Origin of the sequence: Streptomyces rimosus (genome assembly GCF_008704655.1) — a bacterium.
Lineage (GTDB): Bacteria > Actinomycetota > Actinomycetes > Streptomycetales > Streptomycetaceae > Streptomyces > Streptomyces rimosus.
In genome coordinates this window covers 5,519,446-5,538,055 of the sequence record NZ_CP023688.1, presented here as the reverse complement: position 1 = coordinate 5,538,055, position 18,610 = coordinate 5,519,446, and the positions used below count along the sequence as shown (strand labels likewise).

Genomic DNA, 18,610 nt, shown 5'->3' with positions numbered 1-18,610 from the left:
GGTCCCCTGCCGTCAGTGGCAGATCGAGGAGGCCGGGGTCGCGTACAGGTCGCGGTAGCAGGTGGGCAGCCGGTCGCTGTCGGTCTTGTTGACCGCGGTGATCACGTACCTGCCGTTACGGTCGCCGAGCAACTGGTACGGCTTGTGGCCCCACCCGATCGTGCCGGGGTAGTCGAGGTCGCCGCGGCCGTCGCCGCTCATGCCCTCGTTGCCCGTGGTGTTGCCGAAGGTGACCGGCGGCGCGGGGTCGGCCGCGAGGGCGGTTCCGGTCAGGCCGGTGGCGGACAGCGAGAGTACGGCGGCGGCGGTGGCCAGCACAGGACGCAGACGCATGGCATTCTCCTTCGGTTCAGCGTCAGTGGCGCAGCAGCCGTTCCCCGCCACCGGCCCGGTTTGTCCCATTCCGTACCGACACACCCCCATCGGGTGCTTTGGCTCCGCCGAACCGCCGTATGCGACGGGAGGGCGGGGAGGGAGTCCGGTAGAGGAGCGGGAGGGGCGGAACGGGGTCCCGGGGCGCTGCCCGATGCCGGGCCCGGCCCCGTTCTCACCTGTGACTCTCGCCCCGGCGGCCGGACATCCGTACGATTCGGCGGATGGAGATCCGTCCCGTCCCCTACGACCACGCCGACGCCGTCGCCCTCGACCGGCTGGTGCAGCGGGAGTACGCGCAGCGGTACGGCGAGGGCGACATGACCCCGCTCGACCCGGCGATGTTCCGGCCGCCGCACGGCACGTACCTGCTCGCGTACGAGAACGGCCGCCCGCTGGCCACCGGCGGCTGGCGCTCCCAGGACGCCAACCCCGAGGGGTACGCGGACGGCGACGCCGAGATCAAGCGGATGTTCGTGGTCGAGGAGGCCCGCGGGCGCGGGCTGGCCCGCCGCATCCTGGCGGCGCTGGAGGCGGACGCCCGCGCGGCGGGCCGCGTCCGGATGGTGCTGGAGACCGGCATCAAGCAGCCCGAGGCCCTGGCGCTGTACGCGTCCTGCGGCTACCGGCCGGTGCCGAAGTTCGGCCTGTACCGCACGTACGAGGACAGCCGGTGCATGGGGAAGGCGCTGGTGAGCGACGGGGTCGGGGTGCAGCGTGGTGCGGGGGCCCGGGAGGCCGGGAGCGGCGCTGGGGTGTAGGGGGCGCAGGGGGTGTAGGAGGCTGTAGGGGCCATGGGGGTCGTACGGGAAGCCGTACGGGCTCTCAGCTTCCCTCCGCGATCGCCTCCTCCACGTACTTGCGGACCGCGGCGGCCGGGTAGCGGGCGGCCTCGCCGCCGATGTCGGCCAGGGCGGCGTCGACCGGACCCCGGGACGGTTCGGAGACCTCGGCGAGCAGGACGGTGCTGCCCGGCGGGACCTCCGCCGCCAGCATGTCGACGGCCGCGTTGTCCGCGCTGGCCCGGCGGGCGTCGTGGGCGCCGCCGAGGAGGCCGCCGGCGCCGAAGCCGACCAGCATGCCGAGCGGGCCGCCCAGCAGGCCGACGAGACCGCCGACCAGGCCGCCGACGGCGAAGCCGCGGGCGGTTCCGGTGTGGTCCTCGCTGTCGGGGAAGGTGAGGTTGCCCTCGGCGTCCCGGGCGATCACGGTAGCCTCGCGCAGCACGATCCGGTGCTCCGCGTCCTCGTGGCGCAGTGCGTCCAGCGCGCGCCGCGCCGCGCCCTCACCGGCCTGGGTGAGGTCCATGAACAGCACGTTCTCGTCCATTGCGGCGACTCCAGCGGTCTGCTCGGAAAGGGTCGGTCCCTGGGACGCCTCTCCGGACACGGGGCGTCCCACACCACTCTTGGGGCGAGTGGGGCGGGGCGCACGTCAGGGACGGTCGGAGGGGGTGCGGCCGTGGCCCTGTTGCTGGCTTTGGCCTTGGTCCCGGTCCGTGCCGTCACCGCCTGCCTTCTCCTCGGTACGCCCGGACTCCGCCCCCACCCGCAACGCCCCGCTCAGATCCAAGGTCGCCTCCGCCCCGCCGCCCTCCGGGTTGGCGAACGTCAGGCGGGCGCCGAGCACCCGCGCCTGGCCGGACGCGATGGTCAGGCCGAGGCCGAGCCCGTGGCCGTCCGAGCCGCCGCCCGTGCGGAAGCGCTGCGGGCCGTGGGCGAGCAGCGCTTCCGGGAAGCCGGGGCCGCCGTCGCGGACGCGCAGTACGCCGCGTTCGACCTCGACGGTCACCGGGGCGGCGCCGTGCCGCAGCGCGTTGCTGATCAGGTTGACGAGGATGCGCTCGACGCGGCGGGGGTCGGTCTCCACCAGGCCGTCGGAGAGCACGCGTACGTCCACGGCCCGGCGGGCGGCACCGTCGCCGTCCCCGCCCGCGAGGCCCGGCGCGACCCCCGCCCCCATCGCGCCCACCGTCCGCCGTGCCAGCTCGCCCAGCGCCCGCAGCTCCGTGTCGGCCTGCTCGGTGCGCGCGTCCAGGCGGGCCACTTCGAGTACGTCCTCCATCAGCCCCCGTACGTGCTGCGCCCGGTCCTGGACCAGCTCGGTGGGGCGCGAGGGCGGCAGCAGGCCGGCTGCCGCGACCAGCCCGGCGACGGGGGTGCGCAGTTCGTGGGCGATGTTGGCGGTCACGTCGCGTTCGGCCTGGAGGCGGGCGGCCAGCGCGTCGGCCATGGTGTTCACCGCGGTGGTCAGCTGGGCTATCTCGTCCTTGCCGCCCAGCGGCAGCCGCGCGGTCAGATCGCCCTCGGCGATCCGCTGGGCGGTGCCGGCCGAGGCGGTCAGCCGCCGCCCGAGCCGGTGGGCGACCAGCAGGCCGACCACGCAGCCCAGCGCGGTGCCCGCGATGCCGGCCATCCACAGCACGCGGTCCAGGCTGCGCAGGGTCTCCTGCTCGCGCAGGTACGGGCGCTTGAGGGCGATGATGTCGCCGTCCAGCTCGGTCGCGGCCCACAGGTGCGGCTTGGGGCCGTCCGGTTCCAGGTAGACGCCGCGCTTGCCGTGCTGGACCGCGGCCTTCAGCGGGGCGGGGAGGTCCGGCGGGTTGACGATGGCCCGGCCGCTGTCCACGCCGGCCGCCCGGTCCTGCACCAGGCTCTGCAGCCGCCCGTCGATCGATTCGGCCGCCAGGTCGAACTGGGCGTCCACGGTCCGGTTGTGTACGAGCACGCCGATGAGCACCGCGACCACGGCGGCCGTGGCGGCGATGGCTATGCCGATCTTCGCGCGCAACCCCATGACGGCCTAGAACTCCGGGGTGTGCAGGCTGACCCTGCCCAGCTCGGCGGCCTTCTCCGGCGGCAGGCGGTCGGAGACGAGCGTGGCGCGCGAGTAGAACCTCACCCGGTCCTGCCCCTCCTGCTTGGTCAGCCCGCTGAGCGTGACCTTGACCGGGTACGGCTGGTTCTCGCACTCGGGTCGGCACCAGCCGCCGCTCAGCCCGCCGGTGGCTTCGGCGGTCGCCTCGCCCCAGTGCAGCCAGCTCAGGCCGGTCAGGCTGACCGACTCCTTGAGGACGAAGGAGGCCGGGCGCTGCAACGGCCGGCGCGCCGCGTCGGAGACGTACACCGGGTCGGTGACCTGGGCCGGGCCGCTCGGCGGCGAGGGGGAGACGGCGGGGCCCGCCACCCGCAGGCCACGCGGGTCGGAGCAGCCGGACAGCAGCAGCACGGCCGCGGTGAGCGCGGCGGCGCAGGCGGTCGCGGTGAGTGAGCGCACGAGATCCTCGGTGTCCGGTAATGGGCTTTTACGACAAAGGTATCCGTCTCCGCCCAGATTGCCCCCACGCTAAGCAGCCCATTTCACGGCACCCGCACGGCCGTGTAACAGCGGCCCATCGTTGGCCGCGTGCCCGGGCACTGTCCGCCGCACGCCGGTCACTGTCCACGGTGCACGGTCCGGCCTCGGCCATCCACCCACCGGGCCCCACCCGTCCCTGGCTCCTCGCCTCGCACTCCCCGCGTGCCCGCCCCCGGGACCCCGCTTGACCCTCACCCCACGTCAGGCCACAGCCTTGCCCCGTACGGCGCGGGCCGTACGGCGGCCCGCGGGCCGTGGCACGGAAGAAGGCGGTTCCATGGCGTACTCGGTCGGGCAGGTCTCGGGCTTCGCGGGCATCACGGTCCGCACCCTCCACCACTACGACAGGACCGGCCTGCTCTCCCCCAGTGCCCGCAGCCCCGCCGGCTACCGCCTCTACAGCGACGCCGACCTGGCCCGCCTCCAGCAGATCCTCTTCTACCGGCAGCTCGGCTTCGCCCTCGACGAGATCGCCGCCATCCTCCGCGACCCGCAGGCCAACGCGCTGGACCACCTGCGCGCCCGGCACCGCCTGCTCACCGAGCAGATCGGCGAGCTGCAGCGGCTGGTCGAGGTCGCCGAGCGGGCCATGGAGGTGCAGCGTACGGGGGTGGAGTTGACGCCCGAGGAGCGCTTCGAGGTCTTCGGCGAGGTCGCCTTCGACCTCAGTTACGCCACCGAGGCGCACCTGAAGTGGCAGCACAGCGAGGGACACCGGCGCTCCATGGCACGTGCCGCCGCGCACACCAAGGAGGACTGGGCACTGATCATGGCCGAGGCCGGCGCGTGGCGGCACCGGCTGCTCGCCGCGTTCGACGCCGGGGAGGCCGCCGAAGGCGACCCGGCCATGGACCTGGCCGAGGAGCACCGGTCGCACATCACCCGCTGGTTCACGCCGTGTCCCACCGACATGCACTGCCGCATCGCCGAGGACTTCGCCGCCGACGCACGGGCCTTCGCCCTGGTCGTCCCGCCGTCCCAGCAGCGGCCGGGCCTCGCCGCGTACCTGCGGACGGCGGTGCTCGCCAACGCGGTACGCCAGAACGCCGGCCCCGCACAGACCGACCACGCACAGACCGGTCCCGCACAGGCCGGTCCCTCCGCCACCCCGGAGCAGTCATGAAGATCCTCATCGCGGCGGCCGGTTCGTACGGCGATGTCGCCCCGTACACCGGTCTCGGCGCCCGCCTCCGGGAGGCCGGGCACACCGTCGCCCTCGCCGCCGATGCCTCGTACGCGCAGCTCGTACGGGCCGCCGGGCTGGAGTTCCGGTCGCTGCCCGCCGATCCCCGGAGAGAAGGCAGCGGAGCCCCCGGCGGAAAGCGGGAGCTGATGCGCCGGGCCGCCGCCTTCGTCCGCGAGCTCGGTCCTGGCATCGCCGGCGCGGCCGCCCCCGGCACCGACCTGCTGCTCCTGTCCGCGACCACCGCCCCGCTCGGCCGCCATGTCGCCGAAGCCCTGGGCATCCCGTCGCTGGACCTCCCCCTCCAGCCGAACGCCCCCACCGGCGCCTTCCCGCCCGTCGTCACGGGCACCCGCTCGCTCGGCCGCTGGGGCAACCGCGCCGCGGGCCGCCTCTCCCTGCGGATCGTGGACCGCCTGTACGCGGACGGGGTACGGGACCTGCGCGCGCAGCTCGGGCTGCCTCCCGCCTCGGCGCGTGCGGTACGCCGGCGCCGGAACGCGGACAGCCGCCCGGTACTGCACGGCGTCAGCCCGGCGCTCGTCCCCCGGCCCGCCGACTGGCGGCCCGGCCTGGAGCTGGTCGGCAACTGGTGGCCGTACACCGCGCCGGACGCCACCCTGCCGCCCGAGCTGGAGGACTTCCTCGCCGCCGGACCGCCGCCCGTCTTCGTCGGATTCGGCAGCATGGCGGCGGGCGCCCGGGACAACGGAGGCTCCGAACGGCTCGCCGCGACCGTCGTCGGCGCCCTGCGCCGCGCCGGGGTCCGCGGCGTGATCCAGTCCGGCTGGGCGGGGCTGAGCGGCCCGGCGGACGGCGCCGACATCCTGACCGTCGGCGAGGTCCCGCACGCCCTGCTCTTCCCGCGTACCGCCGCCGTGGTGCACCACGCGGGCGCGGGCACGACGGCCGCAGCGCTGCGGGCCGGGGTCCCGGCGGTCCCGGTCCCGGTCACCGCCGACCAGCCGTTCTGGGCCGCCCGGCTGGCCGCGGTGGGCGCCGGTACGGACGCGGTGCCGTTCCGTGCCCTGGCGGCGGAGGGTGCCGTGGAACGCTTGGCCGAGGCCATCGGGCGCGCCGTACGGGAGCCGTCGTACCGCGATGCCGCCACCGCCGTCGCGCGGCGCATGGAGGCGGAGGACGGTGCGGGGGAAGTGATCAAGGCGGTGGAGAGCGCGGCGTGAGGAGGGGCGGGCCGAAAGCACCGACGGCCCGCCCCTCGCCCGTCTCAGCCCGCCGCTCCCCGCACCAGCCGTACGGTCACGACCTGGAAAGGCCGCAGTGTCAACGCCACCCGCCCGTCCCGCACCTCGCCGACCGCCGAACCCTCCATCGCCCGCTCCAACAGGTCCGTCTCGACCGCTTCCGCCACCGGGAACCCGGCCGTCAGCGTCGCCGACGCCCGCCCGCCGTGCGACTCGTACAGCCGGACCACGACATCGCCGCTCCGGTCCTCGGCCAGCTTCACGGCCTCGGCCACCACCGCGTCGTTGTCCACGCCGACCAGCGGCGCGACCGGGCCGCCGCCCCGCACCGTGCGCTCCGGCAGGTTGATCCAGTGGCCCTCGCGCACCGCGTCCGCGATGTCCGCGCCGGGGGCCAGCGCGCAGCGCAGCCGGTGGAGGCCCTGGTCGGTCTCCGGGTCCGGGTAGCGGGGCGCGCGGAGCAGGGACAGCCGTACGGTCGTGGTCTGGCCGCCGTCCGGGCGGATGTCGCGGGTGACGTCGTGCCCGTACGTGGAGTCGTTGACCAGCGCCGCGCCCCAGCCGGGCTCCTCGACCTGGATCCAGCGGTGGGCGCAGATCTCGAACTTGGCGGCCTCCCAGGACGTGTTGGTGTGGGTGGCGCGGAAGACATGCCCGAACTGGGTCTCGGACGCGGACCGGTCGGCCTTCACGTCCAGCGGGAAGGCGGCCTTGAGGAACGTCTCGGTCTCCCGCCAGTCCACCTCGGTGTCGATGTCCAGCACCTTGGCGCCCGCCCGCAGCGTGAGCGTCTGCTCGACGGTGGAGCCGTGACCGAAGGAGCGGGCGACCTTGATCCGTACTTCTTCCGGTCCGGCTTCGGCGACCGTCAGCTCGTCGACGGCCACCAGGTCGGTGACGTTGTGGCGGTAGAACTCGTCCACGTCCCAGGCGTCCCACATGTTGGGGAAGTCCGGGTGGATCTGGAGCAGGTTGGCCGCCGCGCCCGGTGCCACGGCCTCCCGTTCGGCCTCGATGTCATATGCCGACACGACCAGCCCGCGTGCGTCGACGTCGATGCGCAGCCGGTCGTTGGCGAGGCGGTAGCCGCCGGTGGCCCGGCCGTCCACGGTCAGCGGCTCGACGGTGACCGGGCGTACGGCGACGGGCGTGCCACCCTGGCCGGGCGCGGGTTCCGCGCCGCCCGCCGGGACGCCGCCGCGCGCGTGCGGGGCGGCATTGAAGACGATCTCCTGGTCCCCCGGGCCCGCCAGCGCGGTCTGCGCCGCGACCACGATCGCGGTCAGCTCCTCGCGGACCCGCGCGTACGTCTCGCGGGCCTCCCGGTGCACCCACGCGATCGATGAACCGGGCAGGATGTCGTGGAACTGGTGCAGCAGCACCGTCTTCCAGATCCGCTCCAGGTCCTCGTACGGGTACGCGTAGCCCGGTACCCGTACGGCGGCCGTGGCGGCCCACAGCTCGGCCTCGCGCAGCAGCGACTCGCTGTGCCGGTTGCCCTGCTTGGTCTTGGCCTGGGAGGTGTAGGTGCCGCGGTGCAGCTCCAGGTACAGCTCGCCCGCCCACACCGGCGCGTCCGGGTACTCCGCGTGCGCCTTCTCGAAGAACGCCTCGGGCTTTTCGATCTCGACCCGCGGCGAGCCCTCCAGGTCGCGCAGCCGGGCGGCGCGGGCCAGCATCTCGCGGGTGGCGCCGCCGCCCCCGTCACCCCACCCGAAGGGCGCCAGCGACCGCGAACCGCGGCCCTTTTCCCGGTAGTTGCGGGCGGCGTGCGCCATCTCCTTGCCGCCGAGGTCGGAGTTGTACGTATCGACCGGCGGGAAGTGGGTGAAGACGCGGGTGCCGTCGATGCCCTCCCACCAGAAGGTGTGGTGCGGGAAGCGGTTGACCTGGCTCCAGGAGATCTTCTGCGTCAGGAACCAGTCGGCGCCGGACAGCTTGACCAGCTGCGGCATGGCCGCGGTGTAGCCGAAGGAGTCCGGCAGCCACACCTCCTTGGTCTCGATGCCGAACTCGTCCAGGAAGAACTTCTTCCCGTACAGGAACTGCCGGGCCATCGCCTCGCCGCCGACCATGTTGGTGTCCGACTCCACCCACATGCCGCCGACCGGCACGAACTGCCCCGCCTCGATCTTCGCCTTCACCTTGGCGAACACCTCGGGCCGGTGCTCCTTGATCCAGGCCAGCTGCTGCGCCTGCGACATGGCGAAGACGAACTCGGGGTGCGCGTCCATCAGGTTGACCATGTTCGAGGACGTACGGGCCACCTTGCGGACCGTCTCGCGCAGCGGCCACAGCCAGGCGGAGTCGATGTGCGCGTGGCCGACCGCGCTGATCCGGTGGGCCGAGGCGTGCGCCGGGGACGCGAGCACGTCCGCGAGCTGTGCGCGGGCCCGCGCGGCCGTGCCGGGGATGTCCTTCAGGTCCACCGCGTCCAGGGCGCGTTCGACGGCGCGCAGGATGCCGTGCCGCCGCGCGTCGGCCACGTCCAGCTCCGGCATCAGGCCGCCCAGCACCTCCAGGTCCTGGACCAGCTCCCAGACCTCGGTCTCGAAGACGACGAGGTCCATCCGCCGCACCCGGTACAGGGGCGCGTGGCTCGCGGTGAGCCGGTCGCCCTCGTAGGTGGGCCGGTGATCCGCCAGTACGGGGTTGGAGGCCGCCTCCACGTACAGCTCGACCTCCTCCCCGCCGGCCGCCGGGTCGGCGACGCGCACCCAGTCGTTGCGGGGGTTGAGGCCCTTCACGGCCTCGCCGTCCCGGCGGTAGACCAGGCCCTCGCACTGGAAGCCGGGCATGTTCGCCTCGAAGCCGAGGTCCAGTACGGCTTCGACGGTGCGCCCGGCCCAGTCCGCCGGGATCTGCCCGGTCACCCGGAACCAGGTGGTGCCCCAGGCGGGCCCCCACGCCTCCCCGGCCTTCGTCGGCTCGTAGTCGGCGGCCAGGCCCTCGGCGGGCGGCACCGGTTCGCCCGGCGCCTCCCAGCGCTCGATCGTCAGCGGCACGGACCGGCTGCGGACGGCGGGCACGATGCGGTCGGTCAGGACACGGCGCAGGCGGTGTTCGACGATGCTGCGGTCGTCGTGCATGGGGGCGGCTCCGGTGGGTGCGAGACGGGTACGGGATGACGTGGCTGTGGGTGGGGTACTGCGGGGTTTCTGCCCGGTGTGCGGGCGGCCTACCAGGTGAATACGGACGCGGCGGATGCCGACGCGGTGTGCGGTTCGCCGGCCGCGCGCCCGTCCAGCCGGGTTCCGGGCCCGCCGGGCGTACGCCGCGGTGCGGGCAGGAAGAAGGCGGCTTCGCAGGTGCCGCCGAGGTAGCGGCGCTTGCCGTCGGGGAGGGGTGGGTGGATTTCGTAGTGGCGTACGGGGGTGCGCTCAGCGGGCGGCTTCCCGTTGAGGCGGAGTTGGGCCGGGCCGGGGGCCGTTACGGTCGTGGCGGGGGCGGCGGGTGCGGCGGGTGCGGCGGCCGTGACGGTCGCGCCGGATGCGCCGGCCGTGACCGGTCGTACGGGCGCTCCGGCGTCGGCCGCCGTCAGCGGGGGCGCCGGGCCGGCTCCGGCGGCTCCGGCGGCTGCGGCACCGGTCATCAGGCCGCGGCGGGGCATTCCGTGTGCGGTGCCTTGTCCACCGTCATGTCGTACGTCTACGTCACGTCTCGCATCCACTGCGTCTTCCGCCTCTCCGCCTGTCGACTGGTCGTGCCGCCTGGTCGTGTCGCTGGTGCTGGTGCCCGGCCTCGGCGCGCCGGTCGTCTCCGCGCCCGTACCGCTCCGTTCCTCACTTCACGTCCGAGGGCCGGACCACCTCCGTGATCCCCCGGCTCTCCAGGTACACGGCGTCCCGTACCCGGCCCGCCAGGACGGCTGCGGCCCGTACGCCCTGGTCGGCCAGCCGTACCCACGCCTCGAAGAAGGGGCCGCCCGGCGCGCACACCGACCGGTGCGGGGCCGTGGCCTCCTCCCCCGCGTCCAGCACGAGCGCGGTCGTCCGGCGCACCGGCCGGGGCGGCTCGGCCCGCAGCCGGGCCGCCGCCTCGGCCAGCGCCCGGCCCGCCGGCTTGACCTCGCCGTCCGAGGTGAGCAGGCCCAGCCCGTACTCCAGCTCGGGGAAGTCCGCCAGCTCCCGTGACACGTCGTGCGAACACCACCACGTGATGCCGGAAAGCCGTTCGCAGGTCAGGGCGTTGCCGACGGTCGCGGTGGCGAACGCGGCGGCTTGCTCGGGCGGGACGAGCGGGGCGGGGGCGCCCACCTCCTGGAGCCAGACCGGCCGCGCCGGATCGTCCGCCCAGGCCGTGGCCAGCTCGATCAGGTACTCGGCCAGCCGTACCGTGGCGGTCCCCTCGTACCCGTGCCGCTGGGCGGTGCCGTTGAAGACCCAGGAGTGGATGGTGGTGGCCCGCCCGAGCCGCGCGGCCTGCGCGGGCGTGAAGGGGTGGCCGTCCTGGAACCACACCGCGTCGTACTCGGCGTGGGTGTGCAGCCGCCCCGGCGCGGCCCGCTCGCAGACCTCCAGCAGCCGTGTCAGCCACTGCCCGGCCTCCTCGTACGTACACGGGTCGGGGTCCGGGTGCGGCGGTCCGGAGAACTGGTTGACCTCGTTGCCCAGCGTCATACCCAGGAAGTTGGGACGTCCGGCAAGTGCCGAGGCGAGCGTCTCCAGATAGCGGGCCGCGCCGTCGACCGCGTCGGGGTCGGTGAACAGGTTCCGCCGGTGCCAGGTGCGCAGCCAGGACGGTACGAAGTCGAAGCTCGACAGGTGGCCTTGGAGCGCGTCCACCGCGACGTCGAGGCCGCACTGCGCGGCGGCGTCCACCAGCTGCCCGAGCTGTTCGACGGCGCGCGGGCGGACGAAGGAACGGTTGGGCTGGAAGACCGGCCAGAGGGCGAAGACACGGACGTGGTCCAGGCCGAGCGTGGCGAGCGCGTCCAGGTCGCGGCGTACGTCGTCGAGATCGAAGTCGAGCCAGTGGTGGAACCAGCCGGTACGGGGCGTGTAGTTGGCGCCCATGCGGGGCACCGAGTCCGGGCCGGTGGGCCAGAGGGGCGACGGGCTGGAGGCCGTACCGGCAGACGTCGTCACATCGCTCCCCTTCACATTTTCCCTCACGTCGTTCCCCACGTCTTCCCTCACGTCTTCAGCGCCCCCTCGCCCACGCCGCGGAAGAAGTACCGCTGGAGGGCGAAGAACAGCGCCATCATCGGGATCAGCGCGGCCATCGCCCCCGCCGCGATGAGCCGCTGGTCGTTGACCGTGGTGGCTCCGGCGAGCGATTTCAGACCGAGTTGCAGCGTGTAGTGATCGCTGTTGGTCAGTACGATCAGCGGCCACAGGAAGTCGTCCCAGGCGCCCATGAAGCTGGTCAGACAGACCACCGCCAGCGCGCCCTTCGCGGCCGGCACGAACACCCGCGTGAAGCGCTGCCACTCGTTGGCCCCGTCCAGGACGGCGGCCTCCTCCACCTCCTTCGGTACGGCGAGGAAGGCGGCCCGCATGATCATCAGGTTGAGCACGGAGACGGCGCCGGGCAGCCACACCCCGATGAGCGTGTCCACCAGACCCATCGACCGCACCGTGAGGAACATCGAGATCATCACGGACTCGAACGGGAACATCAGCGTCGCGACCAGCACCGTGAAGACCGTCCGCCGCCCGCGCCACCCGGCCCGGGACAGCGCGTAGCCGCCCATCGCGGCGAACACGCAGTTCGAGGTGACGGCCAGGGCGGCGACGATCAGCGTGTTGCCGACGTACTGGACCAGGGGGAACGATTCGGCGACGCGTACGTAGTTGTCGAGCGTCGGCTGGCTGGGCAGCACGCCTCCGTAGACGTTCTCCCCACGGCCCTTCAGCGAGGTCAGGAACTGCCAGACGATGGGGCCCAGCATCACCACCAGCATGAGGCAGAGGGTGAGGTAGCGGCCGGTGAGGCCGAGGGTTGCTTTGCGGCTGCGACCGTGGGGGCGGAAGTGGCGGCGGTCGCGGCTGGGGCGGTGGTCGCGGCTGCGGCCCGTGGCCGGGGCGCGCGGGGCCTGCCGTACGCCTGGGGAGGACAGTTCGGTCACCTCTCGTCTCCCTTCGACAACCGGTGCCCCAGCAGGCTGAACACCAGCGTCAGCAGGAACAGCAGGATCGAGATGGCCGCCGCGTACCCCGTCTCCCCGGCGAAGCCCAGCCCGACCTGGCGGATCAGGAACGGCAGCGTCCGGGCGCCGCCGCCGGGCCCGCCGCTCTCCCCGCCGAGGATGTAGATCTCGGTGAACACGCGCAGCGCCGAGATCGCCGACAGCGTTCCGACCAGCAGCATCATCGGTTTCACGCTGGGGATGGTGATGCTGAGGAAGCGGCGTACGGCCCCCGCGCCGTCGAGTGCGGCCGCCTCGTACAGCGACGTCGGCACGTTCCCCAGCGCCGCCAGGTAGAAGACCATGTAGTAGCCGAGGCCCTTCCAGATCGTGACGATCATGGCGGAGACCAGCAACATCGTGGAGTCGGTCAGAAACGGAACCGGCCCGGATATCAAGTGCAGCTTCTCGAACACGGTGTTGACCAGTCCGTCACTGCGCAGGACCCACTGCCAGATCAGCCCGACCACGACCGCCGAGGCGATGACCGGCGTGTAGAAGGCGGAGCGGAAGAAGCCGATCCCGGGGATCTTGCGCTGGACGAGGACGGCCAGCGCCAGCGGCAACAGCACCAGGCAGGGCACGACCACGGCCAGGTACACGACGCTGTTGACCGTCGCCGTCCAGAAGTCGGGATCACCGAGCGCCCGCCCGTAGTTCTCCAGCCCGACGAACCGCCCGCCCTTGAGGATCTGCGCATCGGTCAACGACAGGATGACGGTGTTGACGAACGGCCAAAGGCTGAACAACACCACCATGACCAGGCCGGGGAGAAGGAAGAGGTACGGGGTCCACCAGCGGCGATGGGGGAGGCCGGGGTCCGTGTCGGGGGATTTGGCGCGGCGGGGGGCGGGGGCGGTGAGTGCGGCGGGGGCCGGTGAAGGGGCGGGTACCGGTGAGGGGGCGGGTTCCGGTACATGTGGCGCGGCTATCGGTGCCTCTTCGCGGCGTCGCACGGTGTCATCCATGTCCGGGCCCTCGGTGCGTGCCGTGTGCGGGGCCCCAGTGCGGGTGACGTCCGTACTCTCGGAGGGGGCCACGTCCGTGCCGTCGGAGCGAGATGCCCCCGTACTCTCGGAGCAGGCCGCGCCCGTACTCACGGAGCGGGCCGCGCCCGTACCCCCGATGCGGGCTGCCTCCGTACTCACGGAGCGAGCCGCGCCCGTACCCCCGGCACACGCCGCATCCGGCCCCTCGCGACGCGCCACCCCCGAACTCCCGGTTCGCGCCATCGCCCATCACTGTCGCTTCTTCTGCTGCGCGAGGATCTTGTTGGCCGCTTCCTGCGCGTTCTTGACCGCGGCCGTCGCGTCCTCTTCCCCCCTGATCCCCTTCTGCATCTCCCGCACCACCGCGTCACCGACCTGCGTGGTCCACTCCACGGGCGTATTGGCGTCCAGCTGCGCGGACTTCAGCTCCTCGGCGCCGACGGTGCGCGCCATCGTCTCGGGGTCCTTGCCGTCGCCCTGGTCCGCGAAGTACGGGTCGGCCAGCCCCTTCGCGTTCGACGGGTAGATCGTCACCTGCTTGGAGAACGCGACCTGGTTGGGCCCGTTGGTCACCCACTTCGCGAACTCCGCCGCCGCGTCCGGATGCTTGGTGTCCTTGCGTACGCCCAGCGACTGCGTGTAGATCCCGATGTGCCCGAGCTTCCCCGTCACGGCCTTGGCGACCTGCGTCTTCCCGTACGCCGCCGGCGAGTTGCGCTTCACGTCCTTGAGGATGCCGGGGGACCCGGGCCCGAACACCAGCTTCCCGGCCCCGTAGAGCTGCGCGAGATCGTCGGCCTTGGTCAGCGACTCCTTCGGCATCGCCCCCATCGCGTACAGCTTCTTCATCCGCTGCACCCACTCGACGGCCTTCGGCGTGTCGAAGACGAACGCGTTCTTCTCCTTGTTCAGGATCGGCACGCCCATCTTCTGCCAGTCCCCGGGCAGCCGCCCCTTCGGGTCCGCCATGAACGCCGTGTACCGGCCGCCCGAGGCGCCCGCGATCCGCTCCGCGTAGTCGAAGAACTGCTCGACGCTCGTCGGCGGCTTGTTCACGTCCAGCCCGGCGTCGGCGAAGAGTTCCTTGTTGTACGTGAGGATCTCGGGCGTCACGTACCAGGGGTACGCGTACACCCCGTCCCTCTTGCCCGGCAGCTTGTACTGGTCCCAGGCGCCGGGCACGTACTCCTTGGCGACCTTCGGGTCCAGCTCGGCGACGTCCGCGAGCATGCCCCGGTCGCCGAGCAGCTGGAACGAGTCGGTGTTCAGGTTGACCACGTCCGGCAGCCCGCCGGCCTGCGCGTCCGCGACGAGCTTCTCGTTGTAGCCGTCGCCCGGCACGTCCTCCCAGGTCACCTTCACGTCCGGGTACTTCTTCTCGAACGCGTCGATGACACCCTGCACATACGCGGTGAAGTTCGGCTTGAGCTGCAACGTACGGAAGGTGATCTGGCCGGACACCTTGCCGGTCCGCTTCGGCTGCCCCTCCGCGGCCGACCCCTCGGCACCGCCGACGCCGCAGGCGGCCGTGACGGACATCAAGGCGACGGTCAGCGCGGCGGCCAGGACAGGGAGAGGGGTGCGGTTGCTGCGGGCGTCTCGGGGGACGAGGGCGTCACGGGTGTCACGGGTATCACGACCGGAACATAGGGGGTCTGGGTCCAAGTGTCTGCGCGTCATGGTCACTCCTGCGTCGGGGAAACGCTTCTGCCCGGGAAGCACCTCCGCGACGAAGAGCGCTTCCACGGAGGAAAACCGCGAGGAAACAGCAAAGAAGACGGTGAAGAGGACAGCGAAGAACCACGCACGGTCCGGCACACGACCGGCCGCGCCGCCGGATGGCGATGCCAACGTTGTCGCCCACCTGTGCTCCCGTCAATGCACAACCCCCAACTCCGCCCTGCACCACCCCACTTCCCAGCGGCCCTACGCAACCCGCCCCCCTTACCGCCCCCACCCGACCACCATCCCCCACCTGCACTAATGCGCTAAAGCCAAGCCCACCGGAACCCGCCGTCTCAATTCCATAACAAAGACCGCGACTTCGGCTCTCACCGCATCTTCCGCACAGCGATTGACTTCTCACCGACCCCCCGTGATCCTGAACGCGCTAAAGCGCATTAGCAGTACGGACTAATGCGCTTTAGCGCACGCCCCCGCCACTGCCCCCCACGGCGACCGACCGATGAATCAACCAACCCCCGGGCTGCCCAGGCCAACCGGAGGAGCTGACGCGCGACATGACCACCGGCACTGGCACCGGCACCGGCTCTCCAGCCGCGAACGCCGACGGCCCCCGCCCCAGCAGCCCCCGCCACCCCACCACTCCCCCACGCCGCCGTCCGACCATGAAGGACATCGCCGAGCGCGCCGGCGTCTCCCCCTCGGCCGTCTCCTTCGCCCTCAACGACCGTGACGGCGTCTCCCCCGACACCCGCGCCCGGATCCGCGAGGTCGCCGAAGAACTGGGCTGGCAGCCGAACAGCGCCGCCCGCGCCCTGTCCGGCGAACGCTCCGGCTGCGTCGGCCTGGTCCTCGCCCGTCCCGCCCACACCCTCGGCGTCGAGTCCTTCTTCCTCCAACTGGTCTCCGGCATCCAGGAAGCCCTGGCCGCCCAGCGCGTCGCCCTCCTGTTCCAGGTCGTCGAGGACCTGGACGCCGAGTGCGCGATCTACCGCCGCTGGTGGGCCGAACGCCGCGTGGACGGCGTCCTCGTCGTCGATCCCCGAGCCGAAGACCCCCGCCCCGCCCTCCTGGCCTCCCTGGCCCTGCCCACCGTCGTCATAGGCGACACCAGCACACCGTCGGCCCCAGGCCCCACCAGCCCCTCCGCTCCCCTCTCCCCCGCCGCTTCTCCCTCTCCTCCGGCCCCCCCGCCCCCGCCCCCCTCCCCCCTCTCCACCATCTGGGCCGACGACGCGGCCGCGATGCGGTCGATCATCGATCACCTGTACGAACTGGGTCACCGCCGCATCGTCCACATCGCCGGGCTGCCCGGCCTCGCGCACACCGAGCGCCGGGTGGCCGCCCTGCGCGCCGAGGCCGCCCGTCTCGGCCTGGACGCCGCCGAGGTCCGCTCCGTGTCCACGGACTACTCCGACGAGCAGGGCGCCGAGGCCACCCGCCGCCTGCTCGCCGCTCCCCGCCCGCCCACCGCGATCGTCTACGACAACGATGTGATGGCCGTGGCAGGCGCCGCCGTGGCCGCCGGACGCGGCGTTCCCGTACCCGCCGCCCTGTCCATCGTGGCCTGGGACGACTCACCCCTGTGCCGGGTCACCCACCCACGTCTGACCTCCCTCGTACGCGACACCGCCGGCTTCGGCCGCCTGGCCGCCCAGGAACTGCTCTCCCTCCTCGACGGCGCCCCCACCCGCCGCCTCCAGGCCGAACTCCCCCATCTCGAACTCCGCGAAAGCACCGCCCCCGCTCCCTGAGACCGCGTCACCCAACACACTCGGTTACCACTCCGTACGGGGAACCTCTCGGCCGTTCGGGCGCCCACCGGGCGTTTCCGGATGCGTCCGCCCGGCGTAGGGCGTGTCCTCACAACTATGAACTGGCTCCGCAGACGACTCCTGCTGCACGGCGTGGTGCCGACAGCCATCGGTACCGTCCTCGGCCTGGCCGCGACCGAGGCGGTCCCGGCCGTGGCCGCGGGCCCGTGGACCCGCCCGATCGCCGCCCATGCCCGCATCAGCTCGCCCTACGGCGTCAAGGGCGACTGGGCCGCCGGCCACCACACCGGGGTCGACTTCGCCGTCCGCACCGGCACCCCCGTCTCCTCCGTCGGCTCCGGCACCGTCATCCTGGCCAAGCGGTCGGGCGACTACGGCCTCGCCGTCACCATCCACATGACCGACGGCTACTACACCCTGTTCGGGCACCTCTCCCGCATCACGGCCCGCGTCGGCCAGCACGTCCGCGCCGGCACCCGTATCGGCTACAGCGGCGCCACCGGGCGCACCACCGGCCCCCACCTCCACTTCGAGGTCCGCAGAACCCGCCACTACGGCTCCGACATCAACCCCCTCTCCTACCTGTCCAACCGAGGCATCCGCATCACCAAACGCACCCACCCCCGCTGACCGACCCGCATCCCAGGGCGGCCGTCCCCCTAACCGGCTCGCCCCCGGGGCTACCGTCCTCCCCCCGACCGGCCCAGCCCCGGGGCTACCGCCCGCCCCGCTCCACCGCCGACCTCGCGCGAGAGCCCCTACTCCCTCCCCGGCAACCCCTCCACCGCCGCCCGGTCGTACCGGCCGAGCCGCCCCGGCACCAGCCCGTTCCGCTCCGCCGTCACCTCGAACTTGCCGGCCGGCCACCCCAGCAGCACCGCGGCCTCCTTGGCCGTGACGCTCCGTTCGATCCACCGCTGCCGCTCACCCACCACGGCCGCGACCCGCTCCCGGTCGAGCCCGTCCAGGCTCTCCAGGCTGAACATGGGGTACCCCCGGAACTCCCCCACCGGCCGGAGTATCCCCTCCTCGGCCAGCACGCGTACGTCCTCCCGCTCGACCTCCAGCTCCATACGCTCCGCCAGCCGCTTCGCCGCGTCGATCGAGCCCAGCCCGGGGTGATCACCGAGCGTCTCCCTGATCCGCTCCGCCTCACCCCGCAGGCCGTCGACCACCTCCCGCGACCAGCGCTTGCCGTCCACGTCCGGCGCCGGGATCAGCCCCCGCTGCTCGGCCCGCCCGACCTGCCACCGGTGGAGCCCCAGCTCACTCGCCAGCTGATGCGGCCCGTACGCGTCCCCCGTGACCGCCTTGCGGCGGCCGGCCTTCCCGGCGTCCTGAGCCATCGCGTAGTTCTCGTCCCCCACCACGGACAGGATCTCCTCGACGCGGTCCGGCAGCGTCTTGGCCACCCCCTCCGACCACCGCTCGTCCCCCACGTCCGGGGGCGGAATCAGCCCCCTGGTCTCCGCCCGCCGTAGGTGCCGCGGCTCGATCCCCAGCCACTCCGCCAGCTGATGCGGTCCGAACGCCCGTTCCTTGGCCATGTGCCCTCCCGTTGCCACCGCCATCGGATACCCGATCACGTACCCATGACGAAGCCCACCGGCCCCGCGAAAACCAACTTTAGGGCCCAGCACCGACACTCAACTCGCCCTGTGGACAACCCCGTTCCCACATCACCGATCAGGCGGTTGAGCTGGGAGGACCCGCGCACCCGCCCTACTTCACCGAGGCGCGACACGAAAAAGCCCCCACCGGATCTCTCCGGTGGGGGCTTCGATGTCTGTGGACCTGAGGGGATTCGAACCCCTGACCCCCTCGTTGCGAACGAGGTGCGCTACCAGCTGCGCCACAGGCCCTTGCGACGAGTGAAACTCTAGCATCCCTGTCGGGGTGCTCAAAAATCGCTTCTG

Annotated in this window: 16 protein-coding genes and 1 tRNA gene; 5 read left to right on the top strand and 12 right to left on the bottom strand. The window is 72.6% G+C overall.

The genetic code is table 11. The features are described 5' to 3' along the window. Positions 1-12: 12 nt before the first annotated feature. A complete protein-coding gene (locus CP984_RS24010) occupies positions 13-333 on the bottom strand; it encodes a hypothetical protein (RefSeq protein ID WP_003979623.1) in 321 nt (106 codons plus the stop codon). Positions 334-596: 263 nt separating this feature from the next. Between CP984_RS24010 and CP984_RS24005 the strand changes: the two genes are divergently transcribed. Continuing rightward, positions 597-1,133, top strand: coding sequence for a GNAT family N-acetyltransferase (locus CP984_RS24005; RefSeq protein ID WP_003979622.1), 537 nt, complete (start codon positions 597-599; stop codon positions 1,131-1,133). 64 nt (positions 1,134-1,197) lie between these two features. Here CP984_RS24005 and CP984_RS24000 read toward each other — a convergent pair whose 3' ends face one another. The 3 genes from CP984_RS24000 to CP984_RS23990 all read right to left on the bottom strand — a co-directional run bounded on the left by CP984_RS24000 (position 1,198) and on the right by CP984_RS23990 (position 3,648). Next, a complete protein-coding gene (locus CP984_RS24000; RefSeq protein WP_003979621.1) occupies positions 1,198-1,701 on the bottom strand; it encodes a DUF1269 domain-containing protein in 504 nt (167 codons plus the stop codon). A 105-nt stretch (positions 1,702-1,806) separates the two neighbouring features. Next, entirely contained in the window at positions 1,807-3,168 is a 1,362-nt protein-coding gene (locus CP984_RS23995) for a sensor histidine kinase (RefSeq protein ID WP_003979620.1), read from the bottom strand. A gap of 6 nt (positions 3,169-3,174) precedes the next feature. Further along, positions 3,175-3,648: a hypothetical protein gene (locus tag CP984_RS23990; protein ID WP_003979619.1), complete on the bottom strand. Its 474-nt coding sequence runs from the start codon at positions 3,646-3,648 to the stop codon at positions 3,175-3,177. 358 nt (positions 3,649-4,006) lie between these two features. Between CP984_RS23990 and CP984_RS23985 the strand changes: the two genes are divergently transcribed. Both CP984_RS23985 and CP984_RS23980 read left to right on the top strand, forming a co-directional pair. Beyond that, positions 4,007-4,852, top strand: a complete 846-nt coding sequence (locus CP984_RS23985; RefSeq protein ID WP_003979618.1) for a MerR family transcriptional regulator — start codon at positions 4,007-4,009, stop codon at positions 4,850-4,852. Then, positions 4,849-6,096: a glycosyltransferase gene (locus CP984_RS23980; RefSeq protein WP_003979617.1), complete on the top strand. Its 1,248-nt coding sequence runs from the start codon at positions 4,849-4,851 to the stop codon at positions 6,094-6,096. The genes CP984_RS23985 and CP984_RS23980 overlap by 4 nt, the downstream gene beginning before the upstream one ends. A gap of 44 nt (positions 6,097-6,140) precedes the next feature. Here the strand turns inward: CP984_RS23980 and CP984_RS23975 are convergent, their stop codons facing one another. From CP984_RS23975 to CP984_RS23950, 6 genes are all read right to left on the bottom strand, one after another. Beyond that, complete coding sequence (locus CP984_RS23975; protein ID WP_003979616.1) at positions 6,141-9,206, bottom strand: alpha-mannosidase; 3,066 nt, start codon at positions 9,204-9,206, stop codon at positions 6,141-6,143. Between the two features lie 89 nt (positions 9,207-9,295). After that, on the bottom strand, positions 9,296-9,727 hold the full coding sequence (locus CP984_RS23970) for a hypothetical protein (protein ID WP_003979615.1): 432 nt from the start codon (positions 9,725-9,727) through the stop codon (positions 9,296-9,298). Positions 9,728-9,899: 172 nt separating this feature from the next. Then, positions 9,900-11,132, bottom strand: coding sequence for a glycoside hydrolase 5 family protein (locus CP984_RS23965; protein ID WP_003979614.1), 1,233 nt, complete (start codon positions 11,130-11,132; stop codon positions 9,900-9,902). 119 nt (positions 11,133-11,251) lie between these two features. Continuing rightward, complete coding sequence (locus CP984_RS23960; RefSeq protein WP_003979613.1) at positions 11,252-12,187, bottom strand: carbohydrate ABC transporter permease; 936 nt, start codon at positions 12,185-12,187, stop codon at positions 11,252-11,254. Continuing rightward, a complete protein-coding gene (locus tag CP984_RS23955; protein ID WP_078575457.1) occupies positions 12,184-13,215 on the bottom strand; it encodes a carbohydrate ABC transporter permease in 1,032 nt (343 codons plus the stop codon). Before CP984_RS23955 ends, CP984_RS23960 begins: the two co-directional genes overlap by 4 nt. A gap of 270 nt (positions 13,216-13,485) precedes the next feature. Then, entirely contained in the window at positions 13,486-14,775 is a 1,290-nt protein-coding gene (locus CP984_RS23950) for an ABC transporter substrate-binding protein (RefSeq protein ID WP_003979611.1), read from the bottom strand. An 809-nt stretch (positions 14,776-15,584) separates the two neighbouring features. On the opposite strand from CP984_RS23950, the gene CP984_RS23945 reads away from it, so the two are divergent. Continuing rightward, positions 15,585-16,673 (top strand): LacI family DNA-binding transcriptional regulator, encoded by a 1,089-nt coding sequence (locus CP984_RS23945; RefSeq protein WP_033024540.1) that lies wholly within the window; start codon positions 15,585-15,587, stop codon positions 16,671-16,673. Between the two features lie 117 nt (positions 16,674-16,790). Further along, the gene (locus tag CP984_RS23940) at positions 16,791-17,324 is read left to right on the top strand and encodes a M23 family metallopeptidase (protein ID WP_003979610.1); all 534 of its coding nucleotides are present in this window, start codon (positions 16,791-16,793) and stop codon (positions 17,322-17,324) included. Between the two features lie 128 nt (positions 17,325-17,452). Here the strand turns inward: CP984_RS23940 and CP984_RS23935 are convergent, their stop codons facing one another. Together CP984_RS23935 and CP984_RS23930 are read right to left on the bottom strand one after the other, a co-directional pair. Beyond that, positions 17,453-18,241: a hypothetical protein gene (locus CP984_RS23935; protein ID WP_030185844.1), complete on the bottom strand. Its 789-nt coding sequence runs from the start codon at positions 18,239-18,241 to the stop codon at positions 17,453-17,455. A gap of 242 nt (positions 18,242-18,483) precedes the next feature. Then, positions 18,484-18,556 (bottom strand) — tRNA-Ala (locus CP984_RS23930). Positions 18,557-18,610: the final 54 nt, after the last annotated feature.

Bases quoted from the DNA above. Each gene is read 5' to 3' on its own strand.
- CP984_RS23975 (WP_003979616.1), bottom strand. From the start codon at position 9,206: ATGCACGACGACCGCAGCATCGTCGAACACCGCCTGCGCCGTGTCCTG.
- CP984_RS23980 (WP_003979617.1), top strand. From the start codon at position 4,849: ATGAAGATCCTCATCGCGGCGGCCGGTTCGTACGGCGATGTCGCCCCG.
- CP984_RS24000 (WP_003979621.1), bottom strand. From the start codon at position 1,701: ATGGACGAGAACGTGCTGTTCATGGACCTCACCCAGGCCGGTGAGGGC.
- CP984_RS23940 (WP_003979610.1), top strand. From the start codon at position 16,791: ATGAACTGGCTCCGCAGACGACTCCTGCTGCACGGCGTGGTGCCGACA.
- CP984_RS23985 (WP_003979618.1), top strand. From the start codon at position 4,007: ATGGCGTACTCGGTCGGGCAGGTCTCGGGCTTCGCGGGCATCACGGTC.
- CP984_RS24010 (WP_003979623.1), bottom strand. From the start codon at position 333: ATGCGTCTGCGTCCTGTGCTGGCCACCGCCGCCGCCGTACTCTCGCTG.
- CP984_RS23955 (WP_078575457.1), bottom strand. From the start codon at position 13,215: ATGGATGACACCGTGCGACGCCGCGAAGAGGCACCGATAGCCGCGCCA.
- CP984_RS23950 (WP_003979611.1), bottom strand. From the start codon at position 14,775: ATGTCCGTCACGGCCGCCTGCGGCGTCGGCGGTGCCGAGGGGTCGGCC.
- CP984_RS23970 (WP_003979615.1), bottom strand. From the start codon at position 9,727: ATGCCCCGCCGCGGCCTGATGACCGGTGCCGCAGCCGCCGGAGCCGCC.
- CP984_RS23945 (WP_033024540.1), top strand. From the start codon at position 15,585: ATGAAGGACATCGCCGAGCGCGCCGGCGTCTCCCCCTCGGCCGTCTCC.
- CP984_RS23995 (WP_003979620.1), bottom strand. From the start codon at position 3,168: ATGGGGTTGCGCGCGAAGATCGGCATAGCCATCGCCGCCACGGCCGCC.
- CP984_RS23935 (WP_030185844.1), bottom strand. From the start codon at position 18,241: ATGGCCAAGGAACGGGCGTTCGGACCGCATCAGCTGGCGGAGTGGCTG.
- CP984_RS23965 (WP_003979614.1), bottom strand. From the start codon at position 11,132: ATGGGCGCCAACTACACGCCCCGTACCGGCTGGTTCCACCACTGGCTC.
- CP984_RS24005 (WP_003979622.1), top strand. From the start codon at position 597: ATGGAGATCCGTCCCGTCCCCTACGACCACGCCGACGCCGTCGCCCTC.